Source organism: Oryzomicrobium sp., assembly GCF_021287045.1.
Classification (GTDB): domain Bacteria; phylum Pseudomonadota; class Gammaproteobacteria; order Burkholderiales; family Rhodocyclaceae; genus Oryzomicrobium.
The window spans coordinates 47,652-63,701 of record NZ_JAJTBG010000002.1; the positions used below are offsets into that span (position 1 = coordinate 47,652).

The 16,050-nt window shown below is 71.2% G+C and carries 16 protein-coding genes; 5 read left to right on the top strand and 11 right to left on the bottom strand.

Features of this window, described 5'->3' with window-relative positions:
* The first annotated feature begins 139 nt into the window (after positions 1–139).
* A complete protein-coding gene (gene purT, locus LWW89_RS02190; RefSeq protein WP_365780949.1) occupies positions 140–1,354 on the top strand; it encodes a formate-dependent phosphoribosylglycinamide formyltransferase in 1,215 nt (404 codons plus the stop codon).
* A 42-nt stretch (positions 1,355–1,396) separates the two neighbouring features.
* On the opposite strand, the gene LWW89_RS02195 is transcribed toward purT, so the two are convergent.
* Genes LWW89_RS02195 through LWW89_RS02205 form a run of 3 tightly spaced genes read right to left on the bottom strand, consistent with a single transcriptional unit; the run spans position 1,397 to position 4,970 of the window.
* A complete protein-coding gene (locus LWW89_RS02195; protein ID WP_293260469.1) occupies positions 1,397–2,776 on the bottom strand; it encodes a DUF4129 domain-containing protein in 1,380 nt (459 codons plus the stop codon).
* On the bottom strand, positions 2,773–4,050 hold the full coding sequence (locus LWW89_RS02200; RefSeq protein WP_293260472.1) for a DUF58 domain-containing protein: 1,278 nt from the start codon (positions 4,048–4,050) through the stop codon (positions 2,773–2,775). The genes LWW89_RS02195 and LWW89_RS02200 overlap by 4 nt, the downstream gene beginning before the upstream one ends.
* Entirely contained in the window at positions 4,047–4,970 is a 924-nt protein-coding gene (locus LWW89_RS02205; RefSeq protein WP_293260475.1) for a MoxR family ATPase, read from the bottom strand. The genes LWW89_RS02200 and LWW89_RS02205 overlap by 4 nt, the downstream gene beginning before the upstream one ends.
* Positions 4,971–5,146: 176 nt before the next feature.
* Between LWW89_RS02205 and mutY the strand changes: the two genes are divergently transcribed.
* Positions 5,147–6,214: an A/G-specific adenine glycosylase gene (gene mutY, locus LWW89_RS02210; protein WP_293260478.1), complete on the top strand. Its 1,068-nt coding sequence runs from the start codon at positions 5,147–5,149 to the stop codon at positions 6,212–6,214.
* Positions 6,215–6,481: 267 nt separating this feature from the next.
* Here mutY and LWW89_RS02215 read toward each other — a convergent pair whose 3' ends face one another.
* From LWW89_RS02215 to rapZ, 6 genes are read right to left on the bottom strand one after another with little or no spacing between them, the layout of a single operon-like run.
* Positions 6,482–7,747 carry an MFS transporter gene (locus tag LWW89_RS02215; protein ID WP_293260481.1) on the bottom strand — a complete coding sequence of 422 codons (1,266 nt, stop codon included), beginning with the start codon at positions 7,745–7,747 and terminating at the stop codon, positions 6,482–6,484.
* A 10-nt stretch (positions 7,748–7,757) separates the two neighbouring features.
* Positions 7,758–8,411 (bottom strand): LON peptidase substrate-binding domain-containing protein, encoded by a 654-nt coding sequence (locus LWW89_RS02220; protein WP_293260484.1) that lies wholly within the window; start codon positions 8,409–8,411, stop codon positions 7,758–7,760.
* Positions 8,411–9,025, bottom strand: a complete 615-nt coding sequence (locus LWW89_RS02225) for a flavin prenyltransferase UbiX (protein ID WP_293260487.1) — start codon at positions 9,023–9,025, stop codon at positions 8,411–8,413. The genes LWW89_RS02220 and LWW89_RS02225 overlap by 1 nt, the downstream gene beginning before the upstream one ends.
* Positions 9,022–9,582, bottom strand: a complete 561-nt coding sequence (locus LWW89_RS02230; RefSeq protein ID WP_293260490.1) for a Gx transporter family protein — start codon at positions 9,580–9,582, stop codon at positions 9,022–9,024. Before LWW89_RS02230 ends, LWW89_RS02225 begins: the two co-directional genes overlap by 4 nt.
* A 4-nt stretch (positions 9,583–9,586) precedes the next feature.
* Entirely contained in the window at positions 9,587–10,003 is a 417-nt protein-coding gene (locus LWW89_RS02235; RefSeq protein WP_293260493.1) for a NusG domain II-containing protein, read from the bottom strand.
* A 10-nt stretch (positions 10,004–10,013) separates the two neighbouring features.
* Positions 10,014–10,907: an RNase adapter RapZ gene (rapZ, locus tag LWW89_RS02240; protein WP_293260496.1), complete on the bottom strand. Its 894-nt coding sequence runs from the start codon at positions 10,905–10,907 to the stop codon at positions 10,014–10,016.
* Positions 10,908–11,023: 116 nt separating this feature from the next.
* On the opposite strand from rapZ, the gene LWW89_RS02245 reads away from it, so the two are divergent.
* The 3 genes from LWW89_RS02245 to LWW89_RS02255 all read left to right on the top strand — a co-directional run bounded on the left by LWW89_RS02245 (position 11,024) and on the right by LWW89_RS02255 (position 14,927).
* Positions 11,024–12,214 (top strand): M20 aminoacylase family protein, encoded by a 1,191-nt coding sequence (locus tag LWW89_RS02245; protein WP_293260499.1) that lies wholly within the window; start codon positions 11,024–11,026, stop codon positions 12,212–12,214.
* Complete coding sequence (locus LWW89_RS02250; protein WP_293260502.1) at positions 12,211–14,025, top strand: diguanylate cyclase; 1,815 nt, start codon at positions 12,211–12,213, stop codon at positions 14,023–14,025. The genes LWW89_RS02245 and LWW89_RS02250 overlap by 4 nt, the downstream gene beginning before the upstream one ends.
* A 143-nt stretch (positions 14,026–14,168) precedes the next feature.
* Positions 14,169–14,927, top strand: coding sequence for a hypothetical protein (locus LWW89_RS02255; RefSeq protein ID WP_293260505.1), 759 nt, complete (start codon positions 14,169–14,171; stop codon positions 14,925–14,927).
* A gap of 22 nt (positions 14,928–14,949) precedes the next feature.
* Here the strand turns inward: LWW89_RS02255 and LWW89_RS02260 are convergent, their stop codons facing one another.
* Complete coding sequence (locus LWW89_RS02260) at positions 14,950–15,297, bottom strand: ribbon-helix-helix domain-containing protein (RefSeq protein ID WP_293260508.1); 348 nt, start codon at positions 15,295–15,297, stop codon at positions 14,950–14,952.
* Positions 15,298–15,446: 149 nt separating this feature from the next.
* The gene (locus LWW89_RS02265) at positions 15,447–16,028 is read right to left on the bottom strand and encodes a DJ-1/PfpI family protein (protein ID WP_293260511.1); all 582 of its coding nucleotides are present in this window, start codon (positions 16,026–16,028) and stop codon (positions 15,447–15,449) included.
* Positions 16,029–16,050 lie beyond the last annotated feature (22 nt).

A 16,050-nucleotide genomic window follows, 5' to 3' on the forward strand; every position in this document is an offset into this window, starting at 1 on the left:
CGGCACCGGCCCACGCCCGGACCCGGTGCCCCGGGGCGGCCCGGCGAAGCGGAAAAAACGGGGAAAAGGCCGTGCTACCATCGGCGCCGCCCATCATTCTGCCCTGCCACGGAGATCCGCCATGCCCGCCCCTTCGACCCTGCGCCCCGGCACCCCCCTGTCCCCCTCCGCCCTGCGCGTCATGCTGCTCGGCGCCGGCGAGCTGGGCAAGGAAGTGATCATCGCCTTGCAGCGTCTCGGGGTCGAAGTGATCGCCGTGGACCGCTACGAAAACGCCCCGGGCATGCAGGTGGCGCACCGCTCCCACGTCATCTCCATGACCGACGGCGCCGCCCTGCGCCGCCTGATCGAGCTGGAAAAGCCCCACCTGGTGGTGCCCGAGATCGAGGCCATCGCCACCGACACCCTGGTGGAGATCGAGGCAGAGGGCCTGGCCGAGGTGATCCCCACCGCCCGAGCCGCCAAGCTGACCATGAACCGGGAAGGCATCCGCCGCCTGGCCGCCGAGGAACTGGGCCTGCCCACCTCCCCCTACCGCTTCGCCGACTCCCAGGCCGAATTGCAGGCCGCCATCGACGGCACGGACGGCCAGCCGGGCATCGGCTACCCCTGCGTGATCAAGCCGGTGATGTCCTCCTCGGGCAAGGGCCAGTCCCTGGTGAAGGGCCCGGACGACGTGGCCAAGGCCTGGGACTACGCCCAGGCCGGCGGCCGGGTGAAGCAGGCGCGCATCATCGTCGAGGGCTTCATCAAATTCGACTACGAGATCACCCAGCTGACCGTGCGCGCCGTGGGCGCCTCGGGCCAGGTGGAAACCTTCTTCTGCGAGCCCATCGGCCACATCCAGGTGGACGGCGATTACGTCGAATCCTGGCAGCCCCAGCCGATGAGCGCCGCCGCCAAGGCCCGCTCCCGGGAGATCGCCGAGAAGGTCACCGGCAACCTGGGCGGCCGCGGCATCTTCGGCGTCGAGCTGTTCATCCGCGGCGACGAGGTGTGGTTCTCCGAAGTCAGCCCGCGCCCCCACGACACCGGCCTGGTCACCCTGGCCAGCCAGCGCCTGTCCGAATTCGAACTGCACGCCCGAGCCATCCTCGGACTGCCGGTGGACGCCAGCCTGTGCGCCCCCGGCGCCTCGGCGGTGATCTACGGCGGCATGGAAGAAAAAGGCATCGCCTTCGAAGGCGTCGCCGAGGCCCTGCAAGTGCCGGACTCGGACCTGCGCCTGTTCGGCAAGCCGGAAAGCTTCAAGAAGCGCCGCATGGGCGTGGCCGTGGCCACCGGCAGCGACATCGAGCAGGCCCGGGAACGGGCCAAGCTGGCCGCCAGCCGGGTCAAGCCGGTCAAGGTTTAATGGCCTGACCCCGGCCCAGGGCCCGCTCAGCCGCTCGACCGGTCAACCGTACTGGGCGGCACCCTGGAACAGGCGCCGGTAGGTCAGGCGCATGGCTGCCAGATCCTCGGGCCGCACCTCGGCCTCGCCGTAGCGCACCCGCTCGAAGGCCCGCATCAGCGCCTCCAGGTCGGCGCGCAGATCGGGGTAGTGGGCGGTCAGCCAGCGGCCGTACTCGCGGGGAGCCGCGCCCAGTGCCCGGGGCTCGCCCCGGGCGGCGAACAGGCGCTCGACGGCCCGGTAGAGCTGAACCACCCCACGCCTCCCGGTTGCCGGCCGACCCAACACGACATAACGCAGGTAGTCGAACCGGGTGAGCAGCCACAGCAACGGCCGGGTTTCGCGCCACAGGCGCCAGGCCGCCACCAGCATGGCCAGCAACGCCGCCAGGATCAGGGTGGCGACGATCTGGGCGCGGTGCTGCTTCAGCCATTCCTTGAGAGCCTCCCACCAGTCGGCGACGATCCGTGCCACCGGCTGCAGGGTCTGTTGCAGCGACTCGCTCAGGTCAGCCAGGGCACGCATGGCGCCGGCCTGCCACTCGGGCATGCCGGGCCGGTTGGCGGCGGCGCGCATCTCCCCCGGGCTCGGCCAGCCCCGGCTTGGGCCGGTGTCCTCCTCCTGCCCGGCCGCAGCCGAACCAGCGCTGCCGCCCCCACCGCCCCCGGCACCATCAGCGCTACCACCCTGCCCGCCGATCCCCGTCGTGCCGCCTAGCTCTCCCACCGGAGCGGGCAGGCCATGGCGCCAGGATAGGGCGAAAGGGCTGACCTGGGGCGTCACCAGGTACAGCCCGCCGGCCAGCGCCAGGATCAGGGCCGACGCGGCGACGATGGCCACGCCTTGCCCGCCCAGGGTGCGTCCGGCCAGGGACTGGCGCTGCAATTCCTCGCCACGGCGGTTCACCTGCTCCGCCACCAGGGTCAGCACCACCGCCACGACGAAGGGCAGGATGTAGAACAGCAGCGTCCAGTCGGCCCGGTGATGGGCCGCGGCAAAGACCACCAGGGAGGTGGCGCCGAGCAGGCCCAGGTACAGCTGGCGGCGGGTGGTGGCGACGCAGTTGTTGGCCGCCTGCAGCCCGGCGAGAAGCCCGACGGCCGCTCGGGGCATGCCCCAGACGCGCATGAAGACGACGACGAAAAGCAGCACGGTGAGCACCGCCACGCTCTTTTGCCAGGCCCGCCCCCAATCCTGGGTTTCGCCTCGCTGCAGGTAGCCCACCCCTAGGGTGACGGCAAACAGGATCGCCCAGAACCCGGTCTCGAAGGCGAAGGTGCCGTAGTGGAGGTCGAGAAAGGCGTTGCTGGCCAAGGCCAGCACCAGGGCAGCGAACAGCCCCAGGTAGGCGGGCAGGTAGGTCAGGGGTTGCGGCTGGCTCATGGGTTGAACACCTGGATCAGGTCGTCGCCCTGGCGCACCGTCAGCACCTGGGCGCCCAGGTCGAGCAGGCCGACCGTCAGCACCTCGGACAACGGCTCGGCCCCGGCGGCGAAGGACTGCCGCTCCAGCAGCACCGCCAGCAGGTGGGCGCCCTGGCTGCGCACCAGCGCCAGGGCGCGCAGCACGTCCGCCGCCTCGGCCGGGGGCGGCGCGAGCAGGGCCACCACGGTCTCGCCGGGCTGGCACTGCTGGGCGACCCGTTCGAGCACCCGGGCGTAGGGGCAGGGCGAGGCCAGTTCGGCCACCGCCAGGAATTCGAGCAACTCCCGATAATGCAGCTCGCCGTTGCCGGCGGGAATGCTCAGAACCGCCGCATCGCGCCCCGCAGCCTCCAGGCGGATCGGCATGGCCTGCTCACAGGCATAGCGTGCGATGGAGGCGGCGATGCGGATCGCGTACTCGCCGCTCGCCTCCCGCCCCAGGCCGACGTTGGCTCCGGGCGACAGGTCCAGGGCTAGGCACAGGGCGGCGGAGGCCAAGGGTTCGAACTCGCGGATCATCAGCTCGTTGAGGCGGGCGCTGGTGGGCCAATGCACGTGGCGCGGGTTATCGCCGCGCCGGTATTCGCGCAACCCGGCGAAGTCGGCACTGCCCGAGCCGTCCGGCAAGGGCAGTCCGCCGCGGTTGATCAGGCTGGGGGAGCCGCGCAGCGGCAGGGTGACGATGGGAAAGACCCGGGGATAGACCAGCAGGGTCTGGATGCCGTCGCTGCCCTCATGGCGCGCCTCGGCCAACCCGAGGGGAAAGCTGGCGGCCAACCCGGCCGGGCCGAGCCGGTAGCGGCCGCGCTTCTCGCAGGGCAACTGGAAGTCTAGTTGGCGGCTGGCACCGGCGGGCAGGTAGGCCAGTTGGCCGAGCACCACCGGTCCGGGGGCGGGGTTGCCACCGGCGGCGCCGACGAAGGGCAGGCGGTCGGTCAGTTCGACCATGAAGCGCGGCATCCAGCCCCGGTTGTGCACCTGCATCCGCCACAGCAGGGTTTCCCCCTCGCTGGCCCGCTCCGGGCCGGTGCGCACGACGCTGAGGCGGCGCACCAGCCAGTAGGGCCAGGCAAAGCCGGTGATCAGGGTGGACAGCAGCAGGGCGGCCACGCCCCAGGCCAGGGTGTTGCCCCGGTTGATGGCCGCCACGTAGGCCATCAGCGTCACCAGCGCCAGCACCAGGGCGCGCTGGTGGCGCTGCAGCCAGTCCCGCGCCGTGGCCGTCCGGCTCATACCGGCGCGGGCACGGTGTCGAGCAGGGCGGCAAGCACGGCGCCGGCAGTGATGCCCTGGGCGGCGGCCTGGGGACGCACGATCAGGCGGTGTTCGAGCACCGGCGCGGCCATGGCCTTGACCAGATCGGGGGTGACGTAGGGCTGGCCACGCAGCAGGGCCAGGCCCCGGGCCGCGGCGGCCAGGGCCAGGGTACCCCGGGGGCTGGCGCCGAGGCGCAGGTCGCCGTCCTGGCGGGTGGCGGCGGTGAGACGGGCGATGTATTCCCCCACCGAGGCTTCCAGGTGCACCGCCTGCACCGCCTGCCGGGCCGCCTGGATGGCCTCGGCGTCCACCACCGCCGCCAGGGTGTCGATGGGATGGCCGCTGGCCTGGCCGAACAGGATGCGGGTTTCCTCGGCCACCGAGGGGTAGCCGACCTTGAGGCGCATGAAGAAGCGGTCGAGCTGGGCTTCGGGCAGGACGTAGGTGCCGGCCATCTCGATCGGGTTCTGGGTGGCCATGACCATGAAGATCGGCGGCAGGTCGTAGGTATGCACATCGACGCTGACGCGGAACTCGGCCATGCATTCGAGCAGGGCCGACTGGGCCCGGGGGGTGGCCCGGTTGATCTCGTCGGCGAGCAGGATGTTGGTGAACACCGGCCCGGGGCGGAACTCGAACTCGGCGGTTTTCTGGTTGAACACCGGCACCCCGGTGACGTCGGAGGGCAGCAGGTCCGGGGTGCATTGCAGGCGCTTGCTGTCGAGGGACACCGACTTGGCCAGGGCCCGGGCGAGCATGGTCTTGCCGGTGCCGGGCACGTCCTCGATCAGCAGGTGGCCGCGGCACAGCAGGGTAATCACCGCCAGTTCGATCACCGGGCGCTTGCCGACGATGACCGTCTCGACGTTGTCGATCAGGGTTTGGATGGTAGTCATGACAGGAGAGCGATGGCGGGCGAACCAGCAGCAATGCCAAGGGCATCGGAGGCTGGCGAGTTTAGCGATAACGCATAACCCGGGCAAATCCCCGGCCAGCGACGCAGGGCCAGTCTCGCTAGAATCCCGCCTTCCATCCCGCCCCGATTCATTCCCCCGCCGGCGCACTACTACCCATGTCCGACTTTTCCGACCGCCTGATCGCCTGGCAGCGGCGCCACGGCCGCCACGATCTGCCCTGGCAGAACACCCGGGACGCCTACCGCATCTGGCTGTCCGAGATCATGCTGCAGCAGACCCAGGTGGCCACCGTCATCCCCTACTACGGGCGCTTCCTGGAGGCCTTCCCGACCATCGCCGACCTGGCGGCGGCGCCCCTGGAGCGGGTGCTGGAGCTGTGGGCCGGCCTCGGCTACTACGCCCGGGCGCGCAACCTGCACGCTTGCGCCGTGGCGGTGGTGCGCGACCACGGCGGCGCCTTTCCCCGGAACCCGGCGCAGATCGCCGAGCTGCCCGGCATCGGCCGTTCCACGGCGGCGGCCATCGCCGCCTTCGCCTACGGCCACCGGGGCGCCATCCTGGACGGCAACGTCAAGCGGGTACTGACCCGCTGCTTCGGCGTGACCGGCTTTCCCGGCACGCCCAAGGTGGAAAAGGGCCTGTGGCAGCTGGCCGATTCCCTGCTGCCGGCTTGCGATGAGCCTGGCGAGATCGAGGCCTACACCCAGGGTGTCATGGACCTGGGCGCCTCCCTGTGCGCCCGTCGCCGCCCCACCTGCGCCCTGTGCCCGATGCACGACATCTGCGTCGCCCGGCGCGAGGGGCGCCAGGACGAGTTGCCCGAGGCCAAGCCGGCCAAGACGCTGCCCGAGCGCCACACCATCTGCCTGGTGATCAGCGACGGGCCGCAACTGCTGGTGGAACGGCGCCCGCCCACGGGCATCTGGGGCGGCCTCTTGGCCCTGCCGGAAATCGACGACGCCGCCCGGCTGGAGGAAACCCTGGCCCGCTACGGCTGCCGCCTGGAAAAGCAGCAGACCCTGGCGCCCTTCCCCCACACCTTCAGCCACTTCCGCCTGCACATCACCCCGCTGCTGTGCCGAGTCGGCCGCAGCGGCACCCTGACGGCAGATTCCGCGGCGACCTGGATCGACTGGCGCGACACCGCCGCGGCCGCCCTGCCGGCGCCCCTGCGCAAGCTGCTGCGCGACCTGGACGGCCTGCCGCCGGGGCTGGCGGGCTGACGCGCCGCCGCCGATCCATTAATTTTCTTCATGTATTTTTTTGGCCGCACCGCCAAACTCGGCGACTGGCGCGGACCTTCGCTTTTCATTCAGCCGGATACATTAATTTTATTAATGTATCGCCGCTAGCAAGCGCTCGACGCGCTCCCCCGACCTGCCCGGGATGTCTCCGGGATTAACCCGATGGGTGCCTAGTACGGGCCTGGTACGAGCCGAGCACCGCGTACCCAATGCGTCCCCGCTGCGGGCAACCGCCAACGGCCCCAATCAGGCCAAGGGCCGGCGCACCAGGGCGGCCCAGCCGAGCAGCACCGCCAGGGCCAGGGTGACGAAGCCCCCGGCCCAGCCCGCCGGGTGGTCCCGGCCGAAGGCGTCGAGGGCCATGCCGAAGGCCACCGGGCCGATGAAGGCGCCGAGAAAGCCGAGGCAGGAATAGAGCGCCAGGGCCTTGCCGCGCCGCCCCGGGTCGGTGCCGGTGATCAGCCCGGCGGTCAGGGCCGCCGAATCCAGGCTCATGGTGGCGGCGTAGGCCACCAGCACCACCACGGTCAGGGTACCGCCCATGCCGGCGCCGCTCCCCACGCCAAGGCCCGCGCCACCGAAGCCGGCCACCACCAAGGCCACCAGGGCCGAAAGAGGCATCACCCGGGCCAACCAGCGCTGCCGCCCCCAGCGGTGCGCCCCTTCGTTGCCGAGGATGCTGGCCGGCACGGCGCAGAAGGTGGCCACTGCCGCCGCCACGCCGGGCATGGCGGTGAGGGCCGAGGGCTCGGCGGCATGCAGCCAGCCCAGGTAGCTGACCAGCCAGGCGCGAAAGCCGAACAGTTCCCAGTTGTGGCCCAGGTAGCCGCCGCAGTAGGCCAGGATGCGCGGATCGCGCAGCACGCCGCGCCAGCCGTCGTCCTGGGCCGCCACCGACGCCACCGCGCCCTCCGGTGCTCCGGCCTGGGGTTGCGGACGGGGTCCCGCGCCCCAGGCCACCAGAGCGCCGGCGGCCAGCACTGCGCAGCCTGCGGCGGCGAACAGCCAGGGCCAGTCGAAGAGGCGCTGGGCGCCTTCGGCGAGCAGGTAAGAGAGGCCGGCGCCGACGCCGAAGGTGGCGGTGTAGAAGGCGGTGCCGCGGGACTGGTGGGCGGGGTCGAGCCGGTCGGTGAGGGCGCGCAGGCCGGGCATGTAGGTGCCGGCCAGGCCCAGGCCCGCGCCCATCCAGCACAGCAGGGCGGGAACGAAGTCCCGGGCCCACAGGGCGAAGAGCAGCAGGGAGGCGCCGCTCACCAGGGTGGCGCCGAGGTAGACGCGGCGGGCGTCGCGCTTGTCGGTGGCGGCCACCAGCACCGGCACGGCGGCCACGTAGCCGAGGAAGAACACCCCGCCCAGCCAGCCGCCCTCGGTGGCCGACAGGCCCCATTCGGCGGTGAAGCGGGGCAGCAGCACCGGCACCAGGGCGAAGCCGGACATGGTCAGCACCTCGCCCAAGCAGAACACGGCGACCAGCCGCACCGCCCGGGCGGCGGTCCGGCTTTTCGACCACATCGTCATTGCGTCATTGCACCAAGCCCCGCTGGGCCAGGTAGGTATGCAGGATTTCCAGCCGGGACAGGGGATCGTCCAGTTCCAGCAGCTTCTGCTTGGCCAGGGGCTGCACCGGCATCGCCTCGGCGAGGCGGTAGCCGAGCCACAGGGCGTCGGCGAAATCGTGGGGCGGAGGCATTTTTTCTTCACCCAGGTCGGCGGCGATGCGCCGGGCCAGGGGCGCCAGCCCGGCCAGGGCCTCGGGCACGGCGGCGGGGGGCGGCTCGGCGAGCAGCTCGACCCGGGCCCGTTGCAGGCCATTGGCCTCGATGCGCCGCTCGACGATGCGGAAGCGCCGCCCGCCCTGGGCCGAGGCGAGCAGGATGCCCGGCTGCTCCATGTCGCAGCGGGTCAGGCGGGCCAGGGTGCCCACCGGGTGAGGCACCGCCGGGGTACCGGTGTCCTTGCCCTCGGCGATCAGGCAGACGCCGAAGGGCACGTCCTCGCGCAGGCAGGCGGCAGCCATGTCCAGGTAGCGGGCCTCGAAGATCTTCAGCCCGAGCACGCCGCCGGGAAACAGCACGGTGCCCAGGGGAAAGAGGGGAATGTCCAGGGTTTCGGGCAGCGCCGTTTCCGTCGCCGAGCCGTCACCCAGATGGCGCTTGAGCCAGTCGCCCAGCCCCATCACGCCTCCTCGCCCCAGCGGCGCATCAGGGTATGGGGCACCGCCAGGTGATCGAGGATGCGGGCGACGACGAAATCCACCACGTCCTGAACCGTCTCCGGATGGTGGTAGAAGCCCGGGTTGGGCGGCAGGATCACCGCCCCGGCCCGGGACAGGCGCAGCATGTTCTCCAGGTGCAGGGTCGAGAACGGCGTTTCCCGGGGCACCAGGATCAGGGGCCGGCGCTCCTTCAGCGCCACGTCGGCGGCCCGCTCGATCAGGTTGTCGGCCAGGCCGGCGGCAATCGAGGCCAGGGTGCCCATGGTGCACGGGCACACCACCATGGCGTCCGGCGGATTGGAGCCGGAGGCCACCGGGGCGAACCATTCCTCCCGGCCGTACACCTCCAGGGTACCGGGCAGGGCGGCGAAGCGCTGGCGGAAGAAGGCTTCCGCCTCCTTGGGCCGGCCCGGCAGTTCCAGGTCCATCTCCTGGCGGGCCACCACCTGGGCCACCGACGAATAGAGCAGCTGCACACGGCAGCCGGCAGCGAGCAGGCATTCGAGCAGGCGCACCCCGTAGGGCAGGCCCGAGGCGCCGGTGAAGGCCAGGCAGACGGTCTTGGCGGTATTCATGATTTTTCCGGAGAAGGCGGAGGCGTGGGGCCGGCGTCGGCCTCGGCCAGCAACCTGGCGGCGATCAGGCCGTTGATGGTGCCGAAGAACAGGGCCGCCGCGGAAAACACCGGCAGCAGCACCCACAGGCCGTCGTGGGGGATCAGCCACAGCCGGGCGAGCAGCAACTGGCCGCCGATGTGGGCCAGGGCGGCCAGCACCGAGGCCGTCACCGGGCCGAACCAGCGCCGCGGCAGGCGCGCCACCGGCGCCAGCACCAGCAGGCTGGCCAGGGCCCCGGCGGCAGCGAGAAAGAACCCCGGGGCGAGGAACTGGCCGAGCAGCAGGCTGCCAGCCACCACCCGCAGGCCGCTCACCCAGGCCGCTGCGCCCCAGCCGTAGCGGACCAGCACCACCAGGGTGACGATGTTGGCCAGCCCCGGTTTGACCCCGGGCAGCGGCGAGGGAATCACCGCGTCCACCAGGGCCAGGCCGATGGCCGCCGCCGCCAGCCGGGCGATGCGGTAGTCCTCGGGACCGAGGGGAATGGCGACGGTGCCGGGCGAAGGCGAGGCCATGGGATCAGTAGGCCAGGGTGTCGTAGGCGCCCTTGCCGCCGGCGATGGTCAGGCTGACCCGGTTGGGGGCGCACAGGGCCATTTCGCCGGGACGGGCCAGCCAGCCCTGGCGCACGCACAGCTGGCGCGGGCCGGGATCGGACATCACCCGGGCGCGGCCGTGCTCGACGGCGATCACCGTGGTGCCCAAGGGGCCGGCCACGTCCAGGGTGCGCGGCACGGTCAGGGCCAGTTCGGCCACCACCTGCCCTTCCTGGCGCACCACGGCACGCTCGGCGGCGCCCTGCTGCCAGAACAGGGCGGCGCTGGCGGCGGTCAGGACGGCGCCACCGGCCAGCACCAGCCAGTCGCCGGGGCGGACCAGGCGGTGCCAGGGGTAGGCCGTCGCCGCGGAAAGCGCGGCAAGGGTGCTGCGGGCCACGCCGGCGGCCTCAGCTGGCAGCGGCCGGCACGCCGCTCAGTTCGCGGTGGCGCACCAGTACCCGGGGCACGGCGGGCGCCGCGGGGGCGCCCGCCAGGGCGCCGTGGGCACGGAAGTGGCGGGCCAGCCATTCGCTCATGTAGACGGAACGGTGCTGGCCGCCGGTGCAGCCGATGGCCACGGTCAGGTAGGAACGGTTGTCGCGGATGTAGGCGGGCAGCCAGCGGGCGACGAAGGCGCGGATGTCCTCGGCCATGGCCGCCACGTCGGGGATCGCCGCCAGGAAGTCGATCACCGGCTGGTCGAGGCCGGTCAGGGGGCGCAGGGTCGGATCGTAGTAGGGGTTGGGCAGGCAGCGCACGTCGAACACCAGGTCGGCGTCCTGGGGCAGGCCGTGCTTGAAGCCGAAGGACTGGAAGAGCAGGGTCAGCCCGGCATCCGGGTCCATCGAGACGAACTGCTTGACCCACTCGCGCAGCACCGCCGGTTTGAGGTCCGAGGTGTCGATGTGGTGGCCCAGGTCGGCGATGTCGGCAAGGCGCTCCCGCTCCTCGCGGATGGCTTCGAGCAGCGCCCGGCCGTCCCGGGCCAGGGGATGGCGGCGGCGCGTCTCGGAGAAGCGCTTGACCAGGGTGTCGTCCTTGGCATTGAGGAACAGGAAGCGCAGGTCCATGCGCGGGCGCAGTTCCGCCAGGATGCCCGGCAGCGCCTCCAGGCTGGCGCCGGCGCGCACGTCCACCGCCGCGGCGACGCGCTGGTAGCCGCTCGCCTCGAGCTGCTCGACCAGGGCGGGGAGCAGGGAGGTGGGCAGGTTATCGACGCAGAAGTAGCCGGCGTCTTCGAGGACGTTCAGGGCAATGGACTTGCCCGAGCCGGACAGGCCGCTGATCAGGACGAGGTGCATGGGGCCACTTTACCGGATGCGCTGCACGACCGAAAGACGCGGCATAATGGAACGTCGACCAGCCCTGCCCGGACGTCATGCCGTCCGCCGCACACTCAGCACGCCGAGGCTTTACCATGCGCCCCCTGGACCTTCCCTTCCTGGCCGAACTGACTGCGTTCCGCCGCGACATCCACGCCCATCCCGAACTGGCTTTCGACGAGCAGCGCACCAGCGACCAGGTCGCCGCCGAGCTGGTCCGCTACGGTCTGGAAGTGCATCGCGGCCTGGCCAAGACCGGGGTGGTAGCGGCCATCCGCGCCGGCACCTCGGACCGGGCCATCGGCCTGCGCGCCGACATGGACGCCCTGCCCCTCCAGGAGCTCAACGAGTTCGGCCACCGCTCCCGCCACCCGGGCAAGATGCACGCCTGCGGCCACGACGGCCACACCGCCATGCTGCTCGGCGCCGCCCGCTGGCTGGCCGAGCATCGCAACTTCGACGGCACGGTGTACTGCATCTTCCAGCCCGCGGAGGAGGCCGAGGGCGGCGCCAAGGTGATGGTGGAGGAAGGGCTGTTCGAACAGTTCCCCATGGAGGCGGTGTACGGCCTGCACAACTGGCCCGGCGTTCCGGTCGGGCAGATGGCGGTGATGCCCGGCCCGGTGATGGCCGGCACCTGCGCCTTCGAGATCAAGATGCGCGGCCACGGCTGCCACGCCGCCATGCCCCACCTGGGCAGCGACCCCATCGTCGCCGCCGCCGAACTGGTCCAGGCCCTGCAAACCGTGGTGTCGCGCACTCTGCACCCCTGCGAGGCCGGGGTGGTGTCGGTGACCCAGATCCACGCCGGCGAGGCCTGGAACGTGATCCCCGAGGAAGTGGTGCTGCGCGGCACCATCCGCAGCTTCAAGCCGGCGGTGCAGGAGCAGATCGAAACCGCCGTCGAGCGCCTGTGCAAGGGCGTGGCCGCCGCCCACGGCGCCCAGGCCAGCGTCTGGTTCGACCACCGCTACCCACCCACGGTCAACAGCGCCGCCGAGGCCGCCCTGTGCCGCGACGTGGCCGCCGAAGTGTGCGGCGCCGACCGGGTGATCGTCGACGCCCTGCCCTCCATGGGCGCCGAGGACTTCGCCTACATGCTGGCGGTCAAGCCCGGCTGCTACGTCTGGCTGGGCAACGGCATCCAGGGCGATGCCCACGCCGCCCACGGCATCACCGCCGGGGCCTGCACCCTGCACAGCCCCCACTACGACTTCAACGACGAGGTCCTGGCCCTGGGCGTCACCTACTGGGTGCGCCTGGCGGAACGGGCCCTGGCGCGGTGAGGTCCCCGCTCCCGCTGGCCTGGCGGCGATCCCAGGCCGATTCGTCGTGCCCGCTCGCCCGGCTGTGCCGCGCCGGCCTGGCCCTGTTCGCCGTGCTGTGGACCCTGCTGGCCGCCGCCCCGGCCCGGGCCGACCTGGTGCTGGAATACGCCACCCTGGGCCAGTCCCTCACCGGGCACCTGAGCATGCTGGTGGACCCGGGCGGCCGTCTCAGCCCCCAGGAGGCCCGCGCCAACAGCGCCCGCTTCAAACCCCTCACCGGCACCGGCGGCTTCGGCTACAGCACCGACGTCTACTGGCTGCGCTTCACCCTCACCCAGGACGGCCTGCCGCGCAACTGGCTGCTCGAACTGCCTTACCCCTATCTGGACGACGTGCGCCTGTACACGCCCCGGACCGACGGCAGCCTGGTGGAGCAGCGGGTCGGGGACCACATGCCGTTCGCCAGCTGGCCCCTGCCCTACCGCAACTTCCTCTTCCCCCTGCACCTGGAACCCGGCCACGGCACCCACACTCTGTACCTGCGGGTGGCCACCGCCGACAGCCTGGCGGTGCCCCTCGTGGTCTGGGAAGAACACGCCTTCCAGGAGCACGCCCGGGAAGAGGCCCTGCTGTTCGGCCTCTACTACGGGCTGATGCTGGCGATGCTGTTCTACAACGCCTTCATCGGCACCCTGCTGCGCGACCGCACCTTCTACCACTACGTGGCCTGTGCGTTCTTCGCCCTGCTGATCGTGGCCGAACTGAACGGCCACACCCTGCAATACCTGTGGCCGAACTTCCCCTGGCTGGCGGACCAGCAGCACAACCTGATCCCCTGCGCCTACCTGATCGCCCTGGTGCTGTGGCAGCAGTCCTTCCTCAACCTGCGCCAGACGGTGCCCCTGATCGTCCGTCCCCTGTCGGCCATCGTCGGCGCCTGCGCCGCCCTGATCCTGTTCAGCCTGATCGGCTTCTACCCCCTGGCCAACCGCCTGACCATGTACCTGGCCGGCCTGACCATCGGCCTGACCACCCTGGCCAGCATCATCTGCGTCGTCCGCGGCAGCCTGCCGGCGCGCATCTTCCTGGCCGCCCAGCTCTTGCCCATGGCGTGCAGCGCCCTGATCGTGATGCGCAACCTGGGCTACCTCTCCGCCAGCACCCTGCTCAACCACAGCTTCCAGATCGCCACCGCCCTGGAAATGCTGCTGTTCTCGATCGCCCTGGCCTACCGGGTCTACCTGCTGCGCCGCGAGCGCCACGCCGCCCTGGACATGGCCCAGAGCGACCCCCTCACCGGGCTGCTCAACCGCCACGGCCTGGAACGGCGCCTGGCCCGCTTCGGCCCGGACGGCAGCCACCGCCACCAGGAACTGGCCCTGATGGTCATCGACCTGGACGGCTTCAAGCCGGTCAACGACCGCTACGGCCACAAGCCCGGCGACCTGGTGTTGCAGGAAGTGGCGCGCCGCCTCAAGACCTGCACCCGCACCACCGACTTCATCGCCCGCCCGGGCAACGACGAATTCATCATCGGCCTGCCGGGCATGTTCAGCCACAGCGACGGCGCCCAACTGGCCGACAAGATCCTCGAGCAGATCGCCCAGCCGATCCCCATCCCCGGCGGGCTGGTGCCCGGCGGCAGCCTCCAGGTCACCGCCAGCATCGGCGTGGCCTTCATGCCCGGGGACGCGGACCAGGTGGACGGCCTGCTCGAACAGGCCGACCTAGCCATGTACGTAGCCAAGTCCGAGGGCCGCAACCGCTACGAGCTGGCGGCCGGCATGAGCGAGGAAGGCTATCGCCCACCGGCCTGGCAGGCGAGCTGAGCCCTTCGAAGGGCCACATCCGGGCAGGTCGGGCCGCAGGGCATGGGCCTGCCTGGCGGCGCCGTGAATGCTTGCGCCTGGCGCATTGCCGGCCCAATGCCATTGGGTTAGCCTGCCGCGTTCCCACTTCGCGAAAGCCCGCCATGAACACCGCTCCGCTCACCCTCTGCGTCGCCCTCGCCATGCTTGCCGGCCAGGCCTGGGCCCAGGGCATCGCCCCCCGCAACGCCGATCCGGTACAGCCTCGCCAGGCCGATCCCGTCCTGCCCCGTTCCGCCAGCGAGCGGCCGCCCCCCGTATCCGCGCCCCCCATATCCGCGCCGGCCGTGACGCCACGCAGCGCCACGCCGGTAAACAGCACGGCGGTCCAGGGCACCAACCCGAAAGCATGGCGCTGGCAGTCCCTCGGCGATAGCGAGGTGGCAGGCGACGGAGTGGCCCGGGGCTCGCAGTTGCGCGACATCCGCTGCGCCGGCCTGGCCTGCCGCGTGTACCAGGACAGCGCCGGCGCCTGGACCATCCGGGCCGAGGGGGGCTTTCCCGAAATGGCCGGGCGGACCTTCAACGTCATGCTCATGAACAGCCAGACGCAACGGCTGCAAACCGACAGCCGCCAGCGGGGCGTTTTCAGCGACGGCAGCTTCTGGGACCAGATCGACACCTGGCGCCTGCCCGCCGGCAGCTATGCGGTGTTCTACCACTGGCCGGAACAGGACAAGGTCTTCGCGGCAATCGCCTTCGACGTCCGGCAGGTGCCCGCGCGGCCGAGCAATTCGGGCGGCACTGGCGGCGCAGCGCCTCCCGGAAAGAACCAGCAGGCGATCAACGCCGCACAGCAGAATCAGCGCTGCCTGGCGATGGCGGCAACCAATCCGGACATCCGCTGCGAACCGGCCCGCTGAATCGGGCGAGCCAACGACGTGCCTAACCCACGCCACCCACCAGCATGAGAGGGGCAGGCGCGGAGCCATCGCCAGCAGGCGCCGCCTGGCGGCCGGACGCCGCCGACTCTCCCTGCAACTGCCGGTAGCGCATGCAGGTGACGCGCAGGAACGAGGCGAAGTTGTCCACCTCGCCCCGGTAGGCCGTCACCTCGTCGTGCAGGGTGGCGATCAGCTGGTTGGTGGTGACGCCCTCGGCGGCAGCCATTTCCGCCAGGGTGTCCCAGAACAGGTTTTCCAGGCGCAGGGTGGTCACCACCCCGTGGATGCGCAGGGAACGGGACCGGGATTCGTAGAGGATCGGGTCGGCGCGGACGTAGACCTGGCACATGGGCGGCTCCTGCGAACGGGCTAATGGGCGAGGGGGCGAAGCGGCTGCGGGGCGTGGCCCCCGGGTCCGGCCGGCGGGCCGGACCGATCGATGGACAACGCTCCGCCGCCCCGGTTCGGCCCGCTCCGGCCTACCGGCGAATCACAGCATCACAGGCTGATGCGGGTGCCCAGCACCGCCAGGAACTGGGCCAGCCAGGCCGGATGGGCGGGCCAGGCGGGGGCGGTGACCAGGTTGCCATCGGTATGGGCCTGGTCCACCGGAATGTCGGCGTAGGTGCCGCCAGCCAGGCGTACTTCGGGGCCGCAGGCCGGATAGGCGCTGCAGGTGCGGCCCTCGATCACCCCAGCGGCGGCGAGCAGCTGGGCGCCGTGGCAGACCGCGGCGATGGGCTTGTCGGCCTGGGCGAAGTGCTGCACGGCGGCGATCACCTGGGGATTGAGGCGCAGGTATTCCGGCGCCCGGCCGCCCGGGATCAGCAGGGCGTCGTAGTCCTCGGCGCGCAGGGTGTCGAAGCTGGCGTTGAGGGTGAAGTTGTGGCCCGGCTTCTCGCTGTAGGTCTGGTCGCCCTCGAAGTCGTGGATGGCGGTGCGCACGCTCTCGCCGGCCTTCTTGCCCGGACAGGCGGCATGGACCGTGTGGCCGACCATGGTCAGGGCCTGGAAAGGCACCATGGTTTCGTAGTCTTCGGCGTAATCGCCGACCAGCATCAGGATTTTCTTGGCAGCCATCGATGTCTCCTCGTGTCCTCGC

Coding starts and splice junctions, on each gene's coding strand:
- LWW89_RS02195 (WP_293260469.1), bottom strand. CDS start 2,776: ATGAGCCAGCCGCAACCCCTGACCTACCTGCCCGCCTACCTGGGGCTG.
- LWW89_RS02200 (WP_293260472.1), bottom strand. CDS start 4,050: ATGAGCCGGACGGCCACGGCGCGGGACTGGCTGCAGCGCCACCAGCGC.
- LWW89_RS02205 (WP_293260475.1), bottom strand. CDS start 4,970: ATGACTACCATCCAAACCCTGATCGACAACGTCGAGACGGTCATCGTC.
- mutY (WP_293260478.1), top strand. CDS start 5,147: ATGTCCGACTTTTCCGACCGCCTGATCGCCTGGCAGCGGCGCCACGGC.
- LWW89_RS02215 (WP_293260481.1), bottom strand. CDS start 7,747: ATGTGGTCGAAAAGCCGGACCGCCGCCCGGGCGGTGCGGCTGGTCGCC.
- LWW89_RS02220 (WP_293260484.1), bottom strand. CDS start 8,411: ATGGGGCTGGGCGACTGGCTCAAGCGCCATCTGGGTGACGGCTCGGCG.
- LWW89_RS02225 (WP_293260487.1), bottom strand. CDS start 9,025: ATGAATACCGCCAAGACCGTCTGCCTGGCCTTCACCGGCGCCTCGGGC.
- LWW89_RS02230 (WP_293260490.1), bottom strand. CDS start 9,582: ATGGCCTCGCCTTCGCCCGGCACCGTCGCCATTCCCCTCGGTCCCGAG.
- rapZ (WP_293260496.1), bottom strand. CDS start 10,907: ATGCACCTCGTCCTGATCAGCGGCCTGTCCGGCTCGGGCAAGTCCATT.
- LWW89_RS02245 (WP_293260499.1), top strand. CDS start 11,024: ATGCGCCCCCTGGACCTTCCCTTCCTGGCCGAACTGACTGCGTTCCGC.
- LWW89_RS02255 (WP_293260505.1), top strand. CDS start 14,169: ATGAACACCGCTCCGCTCACCCTCTGCGTCGCCCTCGCCATGCTTGCC.
- LWW89_RS02260 (WP_293260508.1), bottom strand. CDS start 15,297: ATGTGCCAGGTCTACGTCCGCGCCGACCCGATCCTCTACGAATCCCGG.
- LWW89_RS02265 (WP_293260511.1), bottom strand. CDS start 16,028: ATGGCTGCCAAGAAAATCCTGATGCTGGTCGGCGATTACGCCGAAGAC.